Source organism: Lelliottia amnigena, assembly GCF_019047465.1.
Classification (GTDB): Bacteria; Pseudomonadota; Gammaproteobacteria; order Enterobacterales; family Enterobacteriaceae; genus Enterobacter; species Enterobacter amnigenus.
Window position 1 is genome coordinate 1,304,172 of sequence record NZ_CP077236.1, and the last position, 18,763, is coordinate 1,322,934.

Here is an 18,763-nt window from a genome sequence, read left to right on the forward strand (position 1 = left end):
TTGTGGGGATCGCTAAGACCCATCATGTACAATCCCCGCTTTCTTCATCCACAAGGGATATAAAATGGACAAGCGTTTTGTTCAAGCCCATAAAGAAGCGCGCTGGGCGCTGTGGCTGACCCTTCTCTACCTTGTTGCTTGGTTAGTGACTGCTTACTTACCTGATTCGACCGCGGGGTTTACCGGCCTTCCACACTGGTTCGAAATGGCCTGCCTTCTGATGCCGCTGGTTTTTATTGTGCTGTGCTGGCTGATGGTGCGTTTTATCTTCCGCGATATCTCTTTGGAGGATAGCGATGCAAACTGAAATCATCGCCGTTCTGATTATTTATCTCTTCGTGGTATTCGGCCTTTCGGCTTACGCCATGCGCAAACGCAGCACCGGCTCGTTTCTCAGTGAGTATTTCCTGGGCAGCCGCTCGATGGGCGGTTTCGTTCTGGCGATGACGCTGACGGCAACCTATGTGAGCGCCAGCTCGTTTATCGGTGGCCCGGGTGCGGCGTATAAATATGGGCTGGGCTGGGTGCTGCTGGCGATGATTCAGGTCCCGACCATCTGGTTATCGCTGGGCATTTTAGGTAAAAAATTCGCGATTCTTGCCCGACGATACAATGCAATCACGCTGAATGACATGTTGCAGGCGCGCTACCAAAACCGCGCAGTGGTTTGGATCGCCAGCGTCAGTCTGCTGGTGGCATTCGTCGGTGCAATTGCCGTGCAATTCATCGGTGGCGCGCGATTGCTGGAAACCGCTGCGGGCATTAAATACGAAAATGGCCTGTTGATTTTCGGCATTACCATCGCGCTGTACACCGCGTTTGGCGGTTTCCGTGCCAGCGTGTTGAACGACACCATGCAAGGCATGGTGATGCTGATAGGCACGCTGGTGCTGCTGGTTGGCGTGATTTACGCGGCCGGCGGTTTGGGCAATGCGGTAGAAACGCTGGAGAAGATCGATCCGAAGCTGGTGAGCCCCCACGGTGCGGACGACATTCTTACCCCGGCATTTATGACGTCATTCTGGGTGCTGGTGTGCTTTGGCGTGATCGGTCTGCCCCATACCGCCGTGCGCTGTATCTCTTATAAAGACAGCAAAGCGGTTCACCGCGGAATTATTATCGGCACTGTCGTGGTGTCGCTGCTGATGCTGGGAATGCACCTGGCAGGGGCGCTAGGCCGCGCGATATTACCTAATCTGACGGTGCCGGATCAGGTGATCCCCACCTTAATGGTGCAAGTATTACCGCCGTGGGCCGCGGGTTTGTTCCTCGCCGCGCCAATGGCGGCCATAATGTCGAATGTGAATGCACATTTGTTGCAAGCCTCTGCCACGATCATTAAAGATCTGTGGCTCAGCGCACAACCCACTAAAATCCATAATGAGCATCGCCTGAAGCGTATCTCAACCTGGACAACGCTGGTGCTGGGCATTTTGATGATGCTTGCCGCATGGCGTCCACCGGAGATGATCATCTGGTTAAACCTGCTGGCATTCGGCGGACTGGAGGCGGTGTTCCTGTGGCCGCTGGTGCTCGGTCTGTACTGGGAACGCGCAAATGCGGCGGGTGCGCTCAGCGGAATGATTGTGGGTGGCGTACTGTACGCGGTGCTCGCCACGTTTAAAATTCAGTATCTGGGCTTCCATCCGATTGTGCCTTCGTTACTGTTAAGTTTGCTGGCGTTTGTGGTGGGGAACCGTTTCGGTCAACCCGTCCCACAGGCGGCCGTCATTTCTACTCATAAATAAAGAGTTTTGCCATGCCGTGGATCCAACTAAAACTGAATACAACCGGCGCGAACGCCGAAGAACTGAGTGATGCGTTAATGGAAGTCGGATCGGTTTCCATTACTTTCCAGGACACGCATGACACGCCGGTGTTTGAACCCTTGCCCGGCGAAACGCGCCTGTGGGGTGATACCGACGTCATCGGCCTGTTTGACGCAGAAACTGACATGAAAGACGTCGTGGCGATTCTGGAAAACCACCCGCTTCTGGGCGCAGGATTTGTGCATAAAATCGAGCAACTGGAAGACAAAGACTGGGAACGCGAGTGGATGGATAATTTCCACCCGATGCAGTTCGGCAAACGTCTGTGGATCTGCCCAAGCTGGCGCGATGTGCCGGATGCCAATGCCGTAAACGTGATGCTCGATCCGGGCCTGGCGTTTGGTACGGGTACCCATCCAACCACCTCTCTGTGCCTGCAATGGCTTGATGGACTGGATCTGGAAGGGAAAACGGTGATCGATTTCGGCTGTGGATCCGGGATCCTCGCCATTGCCGCACTGAAACTCGGCGCCGCCAAAGCGATCGGGATCGATATCGATCCGCAGGCAATTCAGGCCAGCCGCGATAATGCCGAGCGAAACGGGGTGTCCGATCGCCTTGAACTGTATTTACCTAATGACCAGCCAGAAGCCATGAGAGCGGATGTCGTGGTCGCAAATATCCTGGCAGGCCCGTTACGTGAGCTGGCACCGTTAATCAGCGTGCTGCCCGTTGAGGGCGGTTTACTGGGGCTTTCCGGTATTCTGGCCAGCCAGGCAGACAGCGTGTGTGAAGCCTACACTGAGCGCTTCGCTCTCGATCCGGTGGTTGAGAAAGAAGAGTGGTGTCGCATTACAGGTCGTAAGAAGTAATCCCTTCTGGCGTGATCGGTCGATCACGCCATTTTTACTGCAAAAATTCTCCACGCGCGTTATTTCCCTCCGGTATAATAACCTTGTAAATCATATGCCTATTATATGATTTAAATGACTAAATTCACCGGAAGAATATTATGACCCCATTTATTGGTAAGGCAGCAATCCTGGCGCTGAGCATCGTGTCTGCTTCAGCTTATGCATCTCACTGGAGCTATGAGGGCGAAGGTGCCCCGGAGCATTGGGGTGCGCTGGATGAGGCGTATAAAACCTGTCAAAGCGGAATGAACCAGTCCCCTGTTAATATTGACTCAACGATTAAAGCCCATCTCACACCGTTAAAAACCCATTACATCGATGGCCCTGTCACGCTGACCAATAACGGCCATACGATTCAGGCGGTCGAAAAGCCAGACACGGCAGATACGATCACGCTTGATAATCAGGCCTGGGCTTTGCAGCAATTCCACTTCCATGCGCCGAGTGAAAATACGATCCACGGTAAAAAATTCGACATGGAAATGCACCTTGTTCATAAAGATGCCGAGGGTGCACTGACCGTGGTTGCGGTGATGTTTGATAAAGGGGCCGCCAACGCAGAGCTTGATAAACTGTGGGGCATCATGCCAGGGCAAGCCGAACAATCCGCGACGCTGGAAACGAAACTTGACCTGAACAAACTGTTACCTAAAAACAAAACCTACTGGCGGTTTAGCGGTTCTCTGACGACGCCGCCTTGTTCAGAAGGGGTAACCTGGATTGTACTCAAAAATCCGATGACCCTCTCCGCCGCTCAGTTGGAAAAATTCACCCACACTATGCATCACGATAATAACCGCCCGGTACAGTCACTTCATGGGCGTGTTGTGGTTGAATAATGTTCACATTGCGCGCTGATATCATGTCCTGAAATGGGACCCAGATCGCAAAGAAGGGCAATAATCTGCTGCTAAAAACAGCAGATTATCCCGATTAAATGATTCATTCATCGAGAAATGATGAGAAGTTACGGGAATTTGTAAGCGTCTACAAAATAAATAAATCCACATAACACAATGATTTAATTAATGAATAATTCACTGACTTAACGTTGAGTAGCAATTCCTTGATCTGCAGCAGCAGATTGTTCAAAGTTTGGCCTTTCATCTCATGTAAAAAATGCGTAATATACGCCGCCTTGCAGTCACAGTATGGTCATTTCTTAACTCATGCGCATCGGACACTATCAGCTCAGAAATCGCCTGATCGCAGCGCCAATGGCAGGTATTACTGACCGGCCTTTTAGGACGCTGTGCTACGAGATGGGAGCCGGTTTAACCGTTTCCGAGATGATGTCGTCTAACCCGCAGGTTTGGGAAAGCGATAAATCCCGTCTACGGATGGTGCACGTTGATGAGCCAGGTATTCGCACCGTGCAAATTGCCGGAAGCGATCCTGAAGAAATGGCGCAAGCCGCGCGTATTAACGTTGAAAGTGGCGCCCAAATTATTGATATCAATATGGGTTGCCCGGCAAAAAAGGTGAATCGTAAGCTTGCAGGTTCAGCCCTTCTGCAATACCCCGATCAGGTGAAGTCGATCTTGTTGGGGGTGGTAAATGCAGTGGATGTTCCCGTTACGTTGAAAATTCGCACTGGTTGGGCGCCGGAACACCGTAACTGTGTAGAAATTGCCCAACTGGCCGAAGACTGTGGTATCCAGGCCCTGACCATTCATGGACGCACTCGCGCCTGTTTGTTCAACGGCAATGCGGAATACGACAGCATTCGGGCAGTTAAGCAGAAAGTTTCCATTCCGATTATCGCGAATGGCGACATAACTGACCCGCTAAAAGCCAGGGCTGTGCTCGACTATACAGGGGCAGATGCTCTGATGATAGGACGTGCCGCTCAGGGAAGACCCTGGATCTTTCGGGAAATCCAGCATTATCTGGACACTGGGGAGTTGCTTGCTCCACTGCCTCTGGCAGAGGTTAAGCGCTTGCTTTGTGCGCATATTCGGGAACTGCATGACTTTTACGGTCAGGCAAAAGGGTACCGAATTGCGCGGAAACACGTATCCTGGTATCTCCAGGAACACGCTCCAAATGACCAGTTTCGGCGCACATTCAACGCCATAGAGGATGCCAGCGTACAGCTGGAGGCGTTGGAGGCATACTTCGAAAATTTTGCGTAAACAGAAATAAAGAGCTGACAGAACTATGTTCGAACAACGCGTAAATTCTGACGTACTGACCGTTTCTACCGTTAACTCTCAGGATCAGGTGACTCAAAAACCTCTCCGTGACTCGGTTAAACAAGCACTGAAGAACTATTTTGCTCAACTGAATGGTCAGGATGTGAGTGACCTGTATGAGTTGGTACTGGCTGAAGTTGAACAGCCACTGTTGGACATGGTGATGCAATACACCCGCGGTAACCAAACCCGCGCTGCCCTGATGATGGGTATCAACCGTGGTACCCTGCGTAAGAAACTCAAAAAATACGGCATGAACTAATTTCGATTAGCTAACTGCTTGTTTAAAAAGGCGCTACCTGGCATGGGGACGCGCCTTTTTTATTGCCTGCGTTCCGTACCGTCAACCATTTGTAAACCTTCAGTTATCCTCCTTTTAAACGCCCGCTTTTCGTGTATATTTCCACCACTTCTTTCGCTCCTCTACCCCGGAACGACACAATGATTCGTAAATACTGGTGGCTGGTTATCTTTGCCGTCTCGGTTTTCCTTTTTGATGCGCTGCTCATGCAGTGGATTGAGCTGCTGAGCACCGAAACCGACAAGTGCCGTAATATGAATTCCGTGAATCCCTTAAAATTAGTCAACTGTTCGGATCTCGATTAAGCCCAAACGTCGGCAAAAACACTCTTTTCACCTATTAAAAACAGGGATTTAAATCCCTTTTCGTCATTCCCGTACGGTGATAATGTCACTGCCCTTTCCAGATGCTATTCCCTAACGTCTCACTACGAATGAGTTATACAGACCATGCTGGTTAGCCAATACAACCAAATCCTTGTCGTCATCTCCTTTGTCGTCGCCATCCTTGCTGCTTATACCGCACTCAATATGGCCGGACGAGTCGTCGGGAGCCAGGGCATTGCTGCACGCATTTGGCTCACAGGCGGTGGCGTGGCGATGGGCATCGGCATCTGGGCCATGCACTTCATCGGTATGCTGGCGATGGATCTTGCCATGAGCATGAGCTATGACGTCGCAATCACTGCGCTTTCAATGGCGATTGCAATTGGCTCCTCCATGTTTGCCCTATGGTTGGTGAGTGGTGAACAACTTCGTTTGCGACGTCTGTTACCGGGCGCTTTCGTGATGGGGACTGGCATCGTCGCGATGCATTACACTGGCATGGCGGCACTTGAGGTGTCGCCGGGAATTGTGTGGGATAAAACCTGGGTCGCCATTTCCGTCGCTATCGCGCTAGCGGCATCGCTGGTGGCGCTGTGGCTGACCTTTCGATTACGTTATGAAGCCGCGCAAGTTGCGCTGATGCGTCTGGGCGCGGCGTTAACAATGGGCATTGCGATTGCCGGCATGCATTACGCAGGCATGAAAGCGGCACAGTTTCCAGCCACAACGCAGATGCATCATCACGGGATTAATGGCAGTTGGCTGGCCATTCTGGTTAGCGTGGTCGCACTCTCGATTCTGGCGATCACATTGCTGGTCTCAATGCTTGATGCCCGGCTTCAGGCACGGACCACGTTGTTGGCCTCATCGCTTGCTGAAGCTAACCGTGAACTGGCGCAACTGGCCCTTCACGATACGCTGACACGATTGCCAAATCGTATTCTCTTTGAAGACCGACTCAGCCAGGCGATCAGCAAAGCTGACAGGGAAGGAACGCACTTCGCGCTGATGTTTATGGATCTTGATGGCTTTAAAGCCGTGAATGACGCCTACGGCCATGTCACTGGCGACAAGCTGTTGGTCGCAGTCACTAAGCGACTGCTGTTACCGCTGAAAGGGCAATACACACTTGCCCGCATCGGCGGTGATGAGTTTGTTCTGCTTATTGAAGCCAATGGACCTGATGATGCCGCCTCACTGGCCAACGCGCTGGTGCGCGCTATCGACAGTCCTTTCAGCGTTGACCCCTATGAACTGGTCGTGACCATTAGTATTGGCATTGCATTGTATCCGCACGATGGGAAAACCGATCGTGAAATGATGTTCAACGCCGATGCCGCGATGTATCACACCAAGCATGTTGGGCGGAATGGGTATCAATTTTTTCAGCCGTCGATGAACACACTGGCGCAAACGCATTTACAGTTGATGAACGATCTGTGGATGGCCGTTGAGCGCGATGAACTGCGCCTACACTATCAGCCGAAGTTTCATGCCCCCGCAGGTCCTGTTCTGGGCTTCGAAGCACTGCTGCGCTGGGAACATCCAAAACAAGGGTTGTTGACTCCTGATGTGTTTCTTAAGGTGGCAGAGAAAACCGGTTTGATTATTCCGATAGGTAACTGGGTGATCAATGAAGCGTGTCGACAACTGCGCGCGTGGCATATTCAGGGCCACACGGATTGGTCGGTGGCCGTTAATTTGTCGACCCTGCAGTTTGAGCAACCTTCGCTGGTAAATACCGTGCTCGATTGCCTGGCCCGGCATCTGCTTCCACCAGAATCGTTGATCCTGGAAGTGACAGAAACTACCGCGATGAATAATCCGGACGAAAGCGTAAGGATTCTTACAGAGCTGACGAATGCGGGAGTCAAAGCGTCTATTGATGATTTTGGAACAGGGTATTCCAGCCTGCTTTATCTCAAGCGACTTCCCGCCTGCGAATTGAAAATTGATCGCGCGTTTGTGAAAGATCTGAGCGGTGAAAGTGATGATGCCACTATCGTCTCTGCCATTGTCGCACTCGCAAAAACGTTAAATCTTAAAGTGGTTGCCGAAGGGGTAGAAACCGAGGCGCAGCAGGCATTCCTGACGGAGCTTGGCTGCAATATGCTTCAGGGATATCTGCTCGGCAAACCCGTATCGGCACAAGCCGTTGAGGAACTTTGTCATAGTCCCGAGATGATAAAAAATAACCTTTCTCATGACATCGCCCCTTAAGAGGCAACATAATATTTTACGGGTGGCTTACGCGTGATGTTTAACGTCGCCAGAATATTATCTACTAACGCTGGCGCTTGTTGATAAAGGTTAATACTCTCGCTATTCATCAACCAGTTTTTAATTAACCCGCTAAAAAAACCGTGAAAAACAACCAGCGTCATATCAATATTAATCTGCGGATCAATAACGCCCTGAGCCAGACATTTCTCCAGTAACGCCCGTACATTGTCATAATTGAAACCAATTCTTTTTCTAATATCACATTCTGATGTCAATTCTTTATTAAATTCACACTTATGATACAGGATTTGCAGCAGGGATTTTTGGCGAGGTTCATGAGCGATGTATTGCAAGGCAACGATAAAACGCTCCCGAAGAGTGAATAACGGATCGTCTCTTGTATCCAGAGTAAGACGTTCATCAATCAAATCACTTAGCGGTAACTGTTGATCCCATATCGCATTAAACAATTCAGTTTTACTGGTGAAATGCCAGTATACCGCACCGCGCGTCAGGCCTGCCGCATCTGCGATATCCGTCAGTGTGGTGCTGGCTACGCCACGCGTAGAGAATTGTGTGATGGCCGCCTCAATCAACTGTTGCCGCGTTTTTTGTGCCTCTTCTTTTGTTTTGCGTGCCATAGACTCTTATCCATCACATAAATATTTGCACTCACTGTTGAATCCGTAGCGCTCACCGTCCAGGCAGTATTCACTAAATTCCCGTTTTGCTTTGAACAAAAAAAGTCAATTTGAGGAACCAATAATTTCCGCAAATGAATTCCGATAATTAAATTCATTAAACATATAAATAACCGAGAGTGAAAATAAAATCCCTCTTTGTTTATAGGCCACCACATCCTTCATTTACCACGTTTTAATCTGAATTATGTATTAATAGACCCTGTGCCGCACTTATAAATTAAAAAAAGCCAACGCACCTCATTATGATGTGCGCTGGATTTTTGACTTTTTGCCTTTCTCTTTTTTCATATCCCCACGGCAGATATCAGTTTATTGTTTTTAAAGGAACAGTAATGACGACACACTTCAGGCTTTTACCTCTATCCGTTTTTTTTGTCTACGCCACACTGCTGACAGGCTGTGATGGTTCTGACAACCCAAAGCAAAGCGCACAGGCTCCGCAGGTAACGGTTTATGTCGTGAAAAGTGCGCCTTTGGCAGTGACAACTGAATTGCCAGGGCGAACAGATGCATTTCGCGTCGCTGAGGTTCGCCCGCAGGTAAGCGGCATTGTTTTACGTCGTAATTTCACTGAAGGCAGCGACGTCAGCGCTGGTGATTCTCTTTATCAAATCGATCCTGCAACGTATAAAGCTGCCTATGACAGCGCTAAAGGGGAGATGGCAAAAGCCGAGGCGGCAGCAAACATTGCTCACTTGACGGTGAAACGTTACGAGCCATTGGTAGGGACACAATATATTAGTCGGCAAGAGTACGATCAGGCCGTAGCCAATGCCAGGCAAGCCGACGCCAGCGTTATTGCAGCGCAAGCGAGTGTCGAAACCGCACGTATTAATCTCGCCTATACCAAAGTGTCATCCCCTATTAATGGACGTATTGGTAAATCCAGCGTAACCGAAGGCGCGTTGGTCACGAACGGGCAGGCGTCTGCCCTGGCGACCGTCCAGCAGCTTGATCCGATCTATGTTGATGTTACGCAGTCCAGCAATGATTTTATGCATCTGAAGCAGTCCAATTTACAGAAAAACAACGCTACCAGCAGCGTCCAGCTGTTAATGGAAAATGGTCAGCCTTACCCACTCAAAGGCTCGCTGCAATTTTCGGATGTCACTGTCGACGAAAGTACAGGTTCCATCACGCTTCGCGCCGTATTTCCCAATCCTCAACACAGACTGTTGCCGGGTATGTTCGTGCGCGCCCGTATTGATGAAGGCATACAGCCTGACGCCATTTTAGTGCCTCAGCAGGGCGTGACCCGCACCCCACGTGGCGATGCAACCGTTCTGGTGGTGAATGATAAAGACCAGGTTGAATTGCGTAACGTTATTGCGCCTCAGGCCATTGGAGAACGCTGGTTGATCGCTGAAGGACTCAAAGATGGCGATCGCGTGGTCGTCAGTGGCCTGCAGAAAATCCATCCTGGCGCCACCGTGGTTGCGGTGCCTGATTCCGCTTCCAAAACAGCCAGTTAAGGGATTACGAAATGGCTAATTTCTTTATTCAAAGGCCGATTTTCGCCTGGGTACTTGCCATCATTCTGATGATTGCGGGCGGGCTGGCTATTCTTCAATTGCCCGTGGCGCAATATCCAACTATTGCACCTCCCGCCGTTGCCGTCACCGCAACGTATCCCGGCGCGGATGCACAAACGGTGCAAGATACCGTGACGCAGGTTATCGAACAGAATATGAATGGTATCGATAACCTGATGTACATGTCTTCCACCAGCGATTCAGCGGGTAACGTCACGATCACGTTGACCTTTCAGTCCGGTACCGATCCTGATATCGCGCAGGTGCAGGTTCAGAACAAACTGCAGCTCGCCATGCCGCTGCTGCCACAAGAAGTTCAGCAGCAAGGTATTGGCGTGGAGAAATCCAGCAGCAGCTTCCTTCTGGTAGCCGGTTTTGTCTCCGATAATAAAACGCTGACGCAGGACGATATCTCAGACTACGTGGCGTCGAACGTCAAAGACGCGATCAGTCGTACGTCGGGCGTGGGTGACGTTCAGCTATTTGGCGCGCAGTACGCCATGCGTATTTGGCTCGACAGCAATGCATTAAACAAATTTCAGCTAACGCCACTGGATGTCATCAACCAACTAAAAATCCAGAATAACCAAATCGCTGCTGGTCAGTTAGGTGGAACGCCATCGATTCCGGGGCAACAGTTAAATGCCTCTATCATCGCGCAAACCCGCCTAAAAACCCCGGAAGAGTTTGGAAACGTCACGCTGAAAGTGAATCAAGATGGCTCAATGGTGCATCTGAAAGATGTGGCTCGCGTTGAGCTTGGTGGCGAAAACTATAATATGGTGACCAAGATTAATGGTCAGGCTGCGACGGGTCTTGGGATTAAGCTGGCAACGGGGGCAAACGCGCTTGATACTGCAGCGGCGATCAAATCAAAGCTCGCGGAATTACAGTCCTTTTTCCCGCAAGGAGTGAAAGTCGTCTATCCCTACGACACGACCCCTTTCGTCAAAATCTCCATTCATGAAGTGATTAAAACGCTGTTCGAGGCGATTGTCCTCGTTTTCCTGGTGATGTATTTGTTCCTGCAAAACCTGCGCGCCACGCTCATTCCCACCATCGCAGTGCCGGTTGTCTTGCTCGGTACTTTTGCCATTTTGTCGGCATTTGGGTTTTCCATCAACACGCTCACCATGTTTGGCATGGTGTTGGCCATAGGGTTGTTGGTCGACGATGCTATCGTGGTCGTTGAAAACGTCGAACGCGTCATGGTAGAAGACAAGCTACCGCCTAAAGAGGCGACGCAAAAATCAATGGAGCAAATTCAGGGCGCGTTAGTTGGCATCGCAATGGTGCTTTCAGCGGTGTTTATACCGATGGCCTTTTTTGGTGGTTCTACCGGAGCTATTTACCGCCAGTTCTCACTGACCATCGTTTCTGCAATGGCGCTTTCCGTTTTAGTCGCACTGATTCTGACACCTGCCCTCTGCGCGACGCTGCTGAAACCGGCCTCTGAAGAGCACCATGCAAAAGGCGGTTTCTTTGCCTGGTTTAATACACTCTTTGATAAAAGCGTCGACCATTACAGTAACAGCGTCAGCGGGATCCTTCGTAAAACGGGACGCTACCTTGTGATTTATATGCTGATCGTTGGCGGCATGGCGGTGCTCTTTTTGCGTCTCCCCACCTCTTTCCTGCCAGAAGAGGATCAGGGCGTGTTCATGACAATGGTTCAGCTACCCGCCGGTGCGACGCAAACCCGCACGCAGCAAATTCTGGATCAGGTTCAGCAATACTATTTGACCGAAGAAAAAGCGAACGTTGAGTCGGTCTTTACGGTTAATGGTTTTAGTTTCAGCGGTCAGGGACAAAACTCAGGTATCGCGTTTGTCAGCCTCAAACCGTGGGAAGACCGTCCTGGGGAAAAAAATGGCGTCGAAGCGATAGTGGGCCGTGCAACAAAAGCCTTTAGTCAGATTAAAGATGGTCTTGTTTTTCCCTTTAATCTCCCTGCCATTATCGAGTTGGGTACCGCAACGGGATTCGACTTTGAGTTAATCGATCAGGCAAACCTGGGACATACCTCCCTCACGCAGGCCCGAAATCAACTCCTGGGAATGGTCAAAGACCACCCTGACCTGCTGGTGCGTGTACGTCCTAATGGATTGGAAGACACGCCGCAGTTCAAGCTCGATATTGATCAGGAGAAAGCCCAGGCGCTAGGCGTCAGCGTATCTGATATCAACCAGACGATTTCTACTGCGCTGGGAGGAACATACGTTAATGACTTCATCGATCACGGCCGTGTCAAAAAAGTCTACGCGCAAGCAGCTGCGCAGTTCCGCATGTTACCGGGTGATATCAATAATCTTTATGTACGCAGTGCAAACGGCGAGATGGTCCCGTTCTCCGCCTTCAGCACTTCACGCTGGGTTTCCGGTTCACCGCGACTTGAGCGCTACAACGGCATGCCCTCAATGGAAATACTTGGGGAGTCTGCGCCCGGCAAGAGTACAGGTGAAGCCATGGCCATGCTGGAAAGCCTGGCGAAGAAACTGCCTTCAGGAATTGGCTACGACTGGACGGGAATGTCGTACCAGGAGCGACTGTCTGGAAATCAGGCACCCGCGCTTTATGCTATCTCACTTATCATCGTGTTCTTGTGTTTGGCTGCACTTTACGAGAGCTGGTCGATTCCATTTTCGGTGATGTTAGTGGTGCCATTAGGCGTTATTGGCGCACTCCTCGGTGCATCCCTGCGCGGACTGAACAACGATGTCTATTTCCAGGTAGGTCTTCTCACCACCATTGGGCTTTCTGCTAAGAATGCCATTCTGATTGTTGAGTTTGCTAAAGACCTGATGGAAAAAGAAGGCAAAGGGGTTGTTGAAGCTACGTTAGACGCTTCGCGTATGCGGCTTCGCCCCATTCTGATGACTTCTCTGGCGTTCATTCTGGGCGTAATGCCGTTAGTGATCAGTAACGGCGCAGGGAGCGGCGCACAAAATGCGGTAGGCACAGGTGTCATGGGCGGGATGTTGTCCGCGACGCTGCTGGCTATCTTTTTTGTTCCCGTCTTTTTTGTTGTCGTAAGACGGCGATTTAATCATCAACATCATTAAAAAAAGCAGTAGGCGCTGAATGGCGCCTACTGCTTTATGTTTAAACAAGTATTAGCCCCTTTTAAACGAAGCCGATAAGATAATGAAACATTTTAATATTTTTAATTAAGTTCATTCTGTTCGATATTACTTTTAAATCTTCATTCATGCGCTCAGCTGTCCCTCTCCATCATTTTTACAAACCACATACTTTGAGATTATTCATCTAGCTTCGGTAGCCCTGAGTAGTGATAAAATAGCGCTCAGCTCGGTAAATACCCTATTGGATTTATGGCGAGTCAGTTTTTATTCTGAGGTAACATCATGAAAAGATTCATTTGCGTTGCAACGCTCGCTGCGCTTCTGGCTGGTTGTGCCCACGATTCTCCGTGTGTACCGGTTTACGACGATCAAGGCCGCCTTGTCCATACCAATACGTGTATGAAAGGTACCACTCAGGATAACTGGGAAACAGCTGGCGCGATTGCTGGCGGGGCTGCGGCTATTGCCGGTCTGACGTTGGGTATCGTTGCGTTAACCAAATAAAGCTCTCTGACAAAAGCGCGGTATCTCCGCGCTTTTGCTTCATACCAGTGCAGTTATTTCTCTCTCTGTTAAAAATCTTCCCTGTAACAATTCTGTGCCTCTTTTCATCTTTGATTGTTCTCACGTTTTTATTTACTCGAAATCTAAGTTGCACTGTAATACGTGATATTTTTCACAGATTAATAACATTCAGTATCCTGCCAATATTCACGTCTGAAACCATCTCAATAATTCCAGTTTCGTCTCATCAACTTTTGCTCTGATTTGTGGCGTAGGTTGTCATTTCGCACCATTTCAGGGCGCTTGATTTAAATATCCCTGTCTACACTCAGCATTACGCGTTCAGATAACTCTCTTTTTAGCTGAATACGAAAACTGGCATTACGTTTGCTTTATAAACGTCGGCCAACGCCACAGACAGGTAAAAGCGTTTTAAAACGACTTTCTATAACAATAATTTTCGCCACACAGGATGCATATGAAAAAGACGATGATAGCCAGCCTGGCCGCAGCCGGCATGTTGTTTGCAGTTGCGGGTCAGGCGCATGCAGGCGCAACTCTGGATGCCGTGAAAAAGAAAGGCTTTGTACAGTGCGGTATTAGCGATGGGTTACCGGGTTTCTCCTACGCGGATGCCAACGGGAAATTCTCTGGGATCGACGTTGACGTTTGCCGGGGCGTTGCAGCGGCTCTCTTCGGTGATGATACCAAAGTAAAATACACCCCACTGACGGCGAAAGAACGCTTCACCGCTTTGCAATCTGGTGAAGTTGATGTGCTCTCTCGTAATACGACCTGGACCTCGTCTCGCGATACTGGCATGGGAATGACGTTTACGGGCGTCACCTATTATGACGGTATCGGCTTCCTGACTCACAATAAAGCGGGCCTTAAGAGTGCAAAAGAACTCGACGGTGCGACTGTCTGTATCCAGGCCGGTACTGATACCGAGTTGAACGTCGCGGATTATTTCAAAGCGAATAAGATGAAATACACCCCAGTGACGTTCGATCGTTCTGATGAGTCAGCAAAAGCACTGGAATCAGGCCGCTGCGATACCCTGGCATCTGACCAGTCTCAGCTGTATGCCCTGCGCATTAAGCTCAGCAATCCTGCCGAGTGGATTGTTCTGCCTGAAGTTATCTCTAAAGAACCTCTTGGTCCCGTCGTACGTCGCGGTGATGAAGAGTGGACTTCGATTGTTAAATGGACTCTCTTCGCCATGCTGAATGCCGAAGAAATGGGGATTAATTCGAAGAACGTCGATGAGAAAGCGGCGGCGCCATCCACTCCGGATATGGCTCATCTTCTGGGTAAAGAAGGTGATTACGGCAAGGATCTCAAGCTCGATAACAAGTGGGCTTACAACATCATTAAACACGTTGGCAACTACGGAGAGATCTTCGAGCGTAACGTGGGATCGGAAAGCCCTCTGAAAATCAAACGTGGCCAGAACAACCTCTGGAACAACGGCGGCATCCAGTACGCGCCACCAGTACGCTAGTTTTTAGCTGTAACGGGCACTGCATGAGCGGTGCCCAGCCCAGAGTCATGGTTACCGAGGTTTCTTTATGTCCCATCGCCGCTTAGCCTTAAAAGGAAAACTTTCCTTTTCGCATCCCGCGGTCCGCGCCTGGCTATTTCAGATCATTGCCATTGTCGTCGTCGTGGTCGTTGCGATTTATTTGATTCATAACACCGTAACTAACCTGAGCAATCGCGGCATTACTTCGGGCTTTGCCTTTCTGGATCGCACTGCTGGATTTGGAATTGTGCAGCACCTGATTGATTATCAGGAGAGCGATACGTATGGCAGAGTATTTCTGGTTGGCCTGCTGAATACGCTTCTGGTCTCTGCACTGTGTATCGTCTTTGCTTCATTCCTCGGATTTTTCCTCGGCCTCGCCCGATTATCTGAAAACTGGCTCCTGCGTAAACTTTCTACGGTTTATATCGAGACGTTTCGCAACATTCCGCCCCTGTTGCAGATCTTTTTCTGGTATTTCGCCGTCCTGCGTAATCTGCCGGGGCCACGCCAGGCCATTGATGCTTTTGAGTTATTTTTTCTCAGCAATCGCGGGTTGTATATTCCCTCGCCAATGGCTGGCGAAGGATTATGGGCTGCTATTGCCGCTATTATTATCGCTGTTGCAGTATCCGTTGGGCTGTTTCGCTATAACCGCATGCATCAGATTAAAACCGGGCAGCTTCGCAAAACCTGGCCCGTCGGATTACTTTTGATCGTGGGTTTACCTTTACTGGCCCAAGGGATATTTGGTTCAGCACTGCATTGGGATATTCCGGAACTGCGTGGATTTAACTTCCGTGGTGGGATGGTATTGATTCCTGAGCTGGCTGCTCTTACGTTGGCACTTTCCATTTATACGTCTGCATTTATTGCAGAAATTATTCGCTCTGGTATTCAGGCTGTTCCACACGGGCAGCATGAAGCAGCGCGATCGCTCGGACTCCCAAACCCGGTCACACTCCGTCAGGTGATCATTCCTCAGGCTTTACGCGTGATCATCCCGCCGCTGACCAGTCAGTATCTGAATATTGCTAAAAACTCTTCGTTGGCTGCCGCTATCGGTTATCCCGATATGGTTTCACTGTTCGCCGGGACAGTGCTTAACCAGACGGGACAAGCTATCGAAACGATCGCCATCACCATGTCGGTTTATCTGGTTATTAGCCTGACAATCTCTCTGTTGATGAATATCTATAACCGTCGCATCGCACTGGTCGAGCGTTAAGGAGCCATGATGACAAAAGCCGTACTGTCTCACGCCCCGCGCCCTTCTAGCGCTGGGGGCTGGCGTTTTATCGCCTGGGCACGTAAAAATCTGTTCTCCTCCTGGAGTAACAGTCTTCTCACCATCATCTGTCTTTGGCTGATGTGGGAACTTATCCCGCCGCTTATAAACTGGGCATTTCTACAGGCAAACTGGGTTGGCTCCACACGGGCTGACTGCACCAAAGCGGGCGCATGTTGGGTATTCATTCATGAGCGTTTTGGCCAGTTCATGTATGGCTTGTATCCACACGATCAACGCTGGCGTATCAACGTGGCCCTGATCGTTGGGTTGTTGTCGATCGTTCCGATGTTCTGGAAACATTTGCCACGCCGTGGGCGCTACATTGCTTGCTGGGCAGTGGTTTATCCGCTGATTGTTTGGTTGTTGCTATACGGGGGAGTTCTGGGGCTTGAGCGGGTCGAAACTCGCCAGTGGGGTGGGCTGACATTAACCTTGATCATCGCTTCAGTCGGGATCGCAGGCGCGCTGCCGCTGGGTATTTTGTTGGCGCTTGGCCGTCGTTCAACGATGCCGGTAGTGCGTGTGCTTTCAGTGATCTTTATCGAGTTCTGGCGCGGCGTGCCGCTGATTACCGTGCTGTTTATGTCGTCGGTGATGTTGCCATTATTCATGGCGGAAGGTACTACGATCGACAAGCTGATCCGCGCACTCGTAGGCGTTATTTTATTTCAGTCCGCTTATGTCGCAGAAGTCGTTCGCGGTGGGTTACAGGCTCTGCCAAAAGGACAATACGAAGCGGCTGAATCACTGGCACTCGGATACTGGAAAACGCAGGGGTTAGTGATTTTACCGCAGGCCCTCAAACTGGTTATTCCAGGGCTTGTGAATACGATTATTGCCCTCTTTAAAGATACGAGCCTGGTGATCATTATTGGGTTATTCGATCTTTTCAGCAGTGTTCAACAGGCTACCGTAGACCCTGTATGGCTTGGCATGTCGACCGAAGGCTATGTCTTTGCCGCACTGATTTACTGGATTTTTTGTTTCAGCATGTCGCGCTATAGCCAGCATCTTGAGAAACGTTTTAACACCGGGCGGACACCGCACTGAGGAACTTATGAGCAAAATTATTATGACCCCTGTGACCCCTGCTGACGCGATGATTACCCTGGAAAACGTCAATAAATGGTACGGACAGTTTCACGTACTGAAAAATATCAACCTGAAGGTAACGCAAGGCGAACGTATCGTCCTGTGTGGCCCATCGGGTTCTGGAAAGTCGACAACTATTCGTTGTATTAATCATCTCGAAGAACATCAGCAAGGACGCATCGTCGTTGATGGGATCGAGTTGGATGAAGATATTCGCAATATTGAACGCGTGCGCCAGGAAGTGGGCATGGTATTCCAACACTTCAATTTGTTCCCGCATCTAACGGTATTGCAGAACTGTACGCTGGCCCCTATTTGGGTCAAGAAGATGTCTAAAAAGGATGCCGAAGTCTTAGGGATGCATTATCTGGAACGTGTTCGTATTGCCGAGCATGCGCATAAATTCCCTGGGCAAATTTCAGGAGGGCAGCAGCAGCGCGTTGCGATTGCGCGTTCCCTGTGTATGAAGCCCAAAATTATGCTGTTTGATGAGCCTACGTCAGCCCTTGACCCGGAGATGGTTAAAGAGGTGTTGGATACGATGATTGGTCTGGCTCAGTCGGGAATGACCATGCTCTGCGTGACACATGAAATGGGATTTGCGAGAACGGTGGCAGATAGAGTGATCTTTATGGACCGAGGTGAAATTGTGGAACAGGCACCGCCGGAAGAGTTTTTCGCCAATCCGAAATCTGAACGTACAAGAGCGTTCTTATCGCAGGTTATCCATTAACTGATTGAATAAACAGGATATTACGCCTGGGGGAATATCATCCTCGGGCGTAGTAATGCAGAAGTTAGCGTAAGACTCATGAGATCGCCCAATGCAAAAAGGCCATCCTTTCGGATGGCCTTTTCACTTAATTGATGTCTGGCAGTTCCCTACTCTCACATGGGGAGACCCCACACTACCATCGGCGCTACGGCGTTTCACTTCTGAGTTCGGCATGGGGTCAGGTGGGACCACCGCGCTAAAGCCGCCAGACAAATTCTTTTACTTAGTGCCAAACTTAAACCCGTGTTAAGTGGTGCTGATACCCAGAGTCGAACTGGGGACCTCACCCTTACCAAGGGTGCGCTCTACCAACTGAGCCATATCAGCACGCTAAATTTGATGCCTGGCAGTTCCCTACTCTCACATGGGGAGACCCCACACTACCATCGGCGCTACGGCGTTTCACTTCTGAGTTCGGCATGGGGTCAGGTGGGACCACCGCGCTAAAGCCGCCAGGCAAATTCTGTTATCAACATGCATCTCTGCACGTCAATTAATCTGTTATCAAGCTGAATATCGTCTCTTTCCG

General features: G+C 50.0%; 16 protein-coding genes, 1 tRNA gene and 2 rRNA genes. 15 read left to right on the forward strand and 4 right to left on the reverse strand.

Annotation, left to right across the window (positions count from 1 at the left end):
• The first annotated feature begins 64 nt into the window (after window positions 1-64).
• From I6L74_RS06130 to I6L74_RS06165, 8 genes are all read left to right on the forward strand, one after another.
• On the forward strand, window positions 65-307 hold the full coding sequence (locus I6L74_RS06130; protein WP_059177281.1) for a YhdT family protein: 243 nt from the start codon (window positions 65-67) through the stop codon (window positions 305-307).
• Window positions 297-1,748, forward strand: a complete 1,452-nt coding sequence (panF, locus tag I6L74_RS06135) for a sodium/pantothenate symporter (protein ID WP_059177280.1) — start codon at window positions 297-299, stop codon at window positions 1,746-1,748. The genes I6L74_RS06130 and panF overlap by 11 nt, the downstream gene beginning before the upstream one ends.
• Before the next feature lie 11 nt (window positions 1,749-1,759).
• Window positions 1,760-2,641, forward strand: coding sequence for a 50S ribosomal protein L11 methyltransferase (gene prmA, locus I6L74_RS06140; protein WP_059177279.1), 882 nt, complete (start codon window positions 1,760-1,762; stop codon window positions 2,639-2,641).
• 140 nt (window positions 2,642-2,781) lie between these two features.
• Complete coding sequence (locus I6L74_RS06145) at window positions 2,782-3,522, forward strand: carbonic anhydrase (RefSeq protein WP_059177278.1); 741 nt, start codon at window positions 2,782-2,784, stop codon at window positions 3,520-3,522.
• A gap of 330 nt (window positions 3,523-3,852) precedes the next feature.
• Window positions 3,853-4,818, forward strand: coding sequence for a tRNA dihydrouridine synthase DusB (gene dusB / locus I6L74_RS06150; RefSeq protein WP_059177277.1), 966 nt, complete (start codon window positions 3,853-3,855; stop codon window positions 4,816-4,818).
• Window positions 4,819-4,843: 25 nt separating this feature from the next.
• A complete protein-coding gene (gene fis, locus I6L74_RS06155; RefSeq protein ID WP_003855228.1) occupies window positions 4,844-5,140 on the forward strand; it encodes a DNA-binding transcriptional regulator Fis in 297 nt (98 codons plus the stop codon).
• A gap of 179 nt (window positions 5,141-5,319) precedes the next feature.
• Window positions 5,320-5,484, forward strand: coding sequence for a DUF2556 family protein (locus I6L74_RS06160; RefSeq protein ID WP_015960679.1), 165 nt, complete (start codon window positions 5,320-5,322; stop codon window positions 5,482-5,484).
• Between the two features lie 144 nt (window positions 5,485-5,628).
• Window positions 5,629-7,725 (forward strand): putative bifunctional diguanylate cyclase/phosphodiesterase, encoded by a 2,097-nt coding sequence (locus I6L74_RS06165; protein WP_059177276.1) that lies wholly within the window; start codon window positions 5,629-5,631, stop codon window positions 7,723-7,725.
• Here the strand turns inward: I6L74_RS06165 and envR are convergent.
• Window positions 7,722-8,369, reverse strand: coding sequence for an acrEF/envCD operon transcriptional regulator (envR, locus tag I6L74_RS06170; RefSeq protein ID WP_059177275.1), 648 nt, complete (start codon window positions 8,367-8,369; stop codon window positions 7,722-7,724). The two genes, I6L74_RS06165 and envR, sit on opposite strands and share 4 nt — an antisense overlap.
• Before the next feature lie 395 nt (window positions 8,370-8,764).
• Here envR and I6L74_RS06175 point away from each other — a divergent pair, with 395 nt between their 5' ends.
• The 7 genes from I6L74_RS06175 (at window position 8,765) to I6L74_RS06205 (ending at window position 18,192) form a co-directional block, all read left to right on the forward strand.
• Window positions 8,765-9,904: an efflux RND transporter periplasmic adaptor subunit gene (locus I6L74_RS06175; RefSeq protein ID WP_059177274.1), complete on the forward strand. Its 1,140-nt coding sequence runs from the start codon at window positions 8,765-8,767 to the stop codon at window positions 9,902-9,904.
• A gap of 11 nt (window positions 9,905-9,915) precedes the next feature.
• The gene (locus I6L74_RS06180) at window positions 9,916-13,026 is read left to right on the forward strand and encodes an efflux RND transporter permease subunit (RefSeq protein WP_059177273.1); all 3,111 of its coding nucleotides are present in this window, start codon (window positions 9,916-9,918) and stop codon (window positions 13,024-13,026) included.
• Window positions 13,027-13,329: 303 nt separating this feature from the next.
• Window positions 13,330-13,551, forward strand: coding sequence for a lipoprotein (locus tag I6L74_RS06185; protein WP_059177272.1), 222 nt, complete (start codon window positions 13,330-13,332; stop codon window positions 13,549-13,551).
• Window positions 13,552-14,029: 478 nt separating this feature from the next.
• Window positions 14,030-15,055, forward strand: a complete 1,026-nt coding sequence (locus I6L74_RS06190; RefSeq protein ID WP_059177271.1) for an amino acid ABC transporter substrate-binding protein — start codon at window positions 14,030-14,032, stop codon at window positions 15,053-15,055.
• 67 nt (window positions 15,056-15,122) lie between these two features.
• On the forward strand, window positions 15,123-16,304 hold the full coding sequence (locus tag I6L74_RS06195) for an amino acid ABC transporter permease (RefSeq protein WP_059177270.1): 1,182 nt from the start codon (window positions 15,123-15,125) through the stop codon (window positions 16,302-16,304).
• A 9-nt stretch (window positions 16,305-16,313) separates the two neighbouring features.
• Complete coding sequence (locus tag I6L74_RS06200; protein ID WP_059177269.1) at window positions 16,314-17,417, forward strand: amino acid ABC transporter permease; 1,104 nt, start codon at window positions 16,314-16,316, stop codon at window positions 17,415-17,417.
• 7 nt (window positions 17,418-17,424) lie between these two features.
• Complete coding sequence (locus I6L74_RS06205) at window positions 17,425-18,192, forward strand: amino acid ABC transporter ATP-binding protein (protein WP_059177268.1); 768 nt, start codon at window positions 17,425-17,427, stop codon at window positions 18,190-18,192.
• Between the two features lie 136 nt (window positions 18,193-18,328).
• On the opposite strand, the gene rrf (I6L74_RS06210) is transcribed toward I6L74_RS06205, so the two are convergent.
• The 3 genes from rrf (I6L74_RS06210) to rrf (I6L74_RS06220) all read right to left on the reverse strand — a co-directional run bounded on the left by rrf (I6L74_RS06210) (window position 18,329) and on the right by rrf (I6L74_RS06220) (window position 18,691).
• Window positions 18,329-18,444: ribosomal RNA gene (rrf, locus tag I6L74_RS06210) — 5S ribosomal RNA — on the reverse strand.
• Window positions 18,445-18,485: 41 nt separating this feature from the next.
• A tRNA-Thr gene (locus I6L74_RS06215) sits at window positions 18,486-18,561 on the reverse strand.
• 14 nt (window positions 18,562-18,575) lie between these two features.
• A 5S ribosomal RNA gene (rrf, locus tag I6L74_RS06220) occupies window positions 18,576-18,691 on the reverse strand.
• Between the last annotated feature and the right edge of the window lie 72 nt (window positions 18,692-18,763).

Excerpts from the sequence above, each read along its gene's own strand:
- fis (WP_003855228.1), top strand. The coding sequence starts at position 4,844 with ATGTTCGAACAACGCGTAAATTCTGACGTACTGACCGTTTCTACCGTT.
- prmA (WP_059177279.1), top strand. The coding sequence starts at position 1,760 with ATGCCGTGGATCCAACTAAAACTGAATACAACCGGCGCGAACGCCGAA.
- I6L74_RS06200 (WP_059177269.1), top strand. The coding sequence starts at position 16,314 with ATGACAAAAGCCGTACTGTCTCACGCCCCGCGCCCTTCTAGCGCTGGG.
- I6L74_RS06175 (WP_059177274.1), top strand. The coding sequence starts at position 8,765 with ATGACGACACACTTCAGGCTTTTACCTCTATCCGTTTTTTTTGTCTAC.
- I6L74_RS06130 (WP_059177281.1), top strand. The coding sequence starts at position 65 with ATGGACAAGCGTTTTGTTCAAGCCCATAAAGAAGCGCGCTGGGCGCTG.
- panF (WP_059177280.1), top strand. The coding sequence starts at position 297 with ATGCAAACTGAAATCATCGCCGTTCTGATTATTTATCTCTTCGTGGTA.
- I6L74_RS06185 (WP_059177272.1), top strand. The coding sequence starts at position 13,330 with ATGAAAAGATTCATTTGCGTTGCAACGCTCGCTGCGCTTCTGGCTGGT.
- I6L74_RS06205 (WP_059177268.1), top strand. The coding sequence starts at position 17,425 with ATGAGCAAAATTATTATGACCCCTGTGACCCCTGCTGACGCGATGATT.
- I6L74_RS06160 (WP_015960679.1), top strand. The coding sequence starts at position 5,320 with ATGATTCGTAAATACTGGTGGCTGGTTATCTTTGCCGTCTCGGTTTTC.
- I6L74_RS06180 (WP_059177273.1), top strand. The coding sequence starts at position 9,916 with ATGGCTAATTTCTTTATTCAAAGGCCGATTTTCGCCTGGGTACTTGCC.
- I6L74_RS06195 (WP_059177270.1), top strand. The coding sequence starts at position 15,123 with ATGTCCCATCGCCGCTTAGCCTTAAAAGGAAAACTTTCCTTTTCGCAT.
- dusB (WP_059177277.1), top strand. The coding sequence starts at position 3,853 with ATGCGCATCGGACACTATCAGCTCAGAAATCGCCTGATCGCAGCGCCA.
- I6L74_RS06190 (WP_059177271.1), top strand. The coding sequence starts at position 14,030 with ATGAAAAAGACGATGATAGCCAGCCTGGCCGCAGCCGGCATGTTGTTT.
- I6L74_RS06165 (WP_059177276.1), top strand. The coding sequence starts at position 5,629 with ATGCTGGTTAGCCAATACAACCAAATCCTTGTCGTCATCTCCTTTGTC.
- envR (WP_059177275.1), bottom strand. The coding sequence starts at position 8,369 with ATGGCACGCAAAACAAAAGAAGAGGCACAAAAAACGCGGCAACAGTTG.
- I6L74_RS06145 (WP_059177278.1), top strand. The coding sequence starts at position 2,782 with ATGACCCCATTTATTGGTAAGGCAGCAATCCTGGCGCTGAGCATCGTG.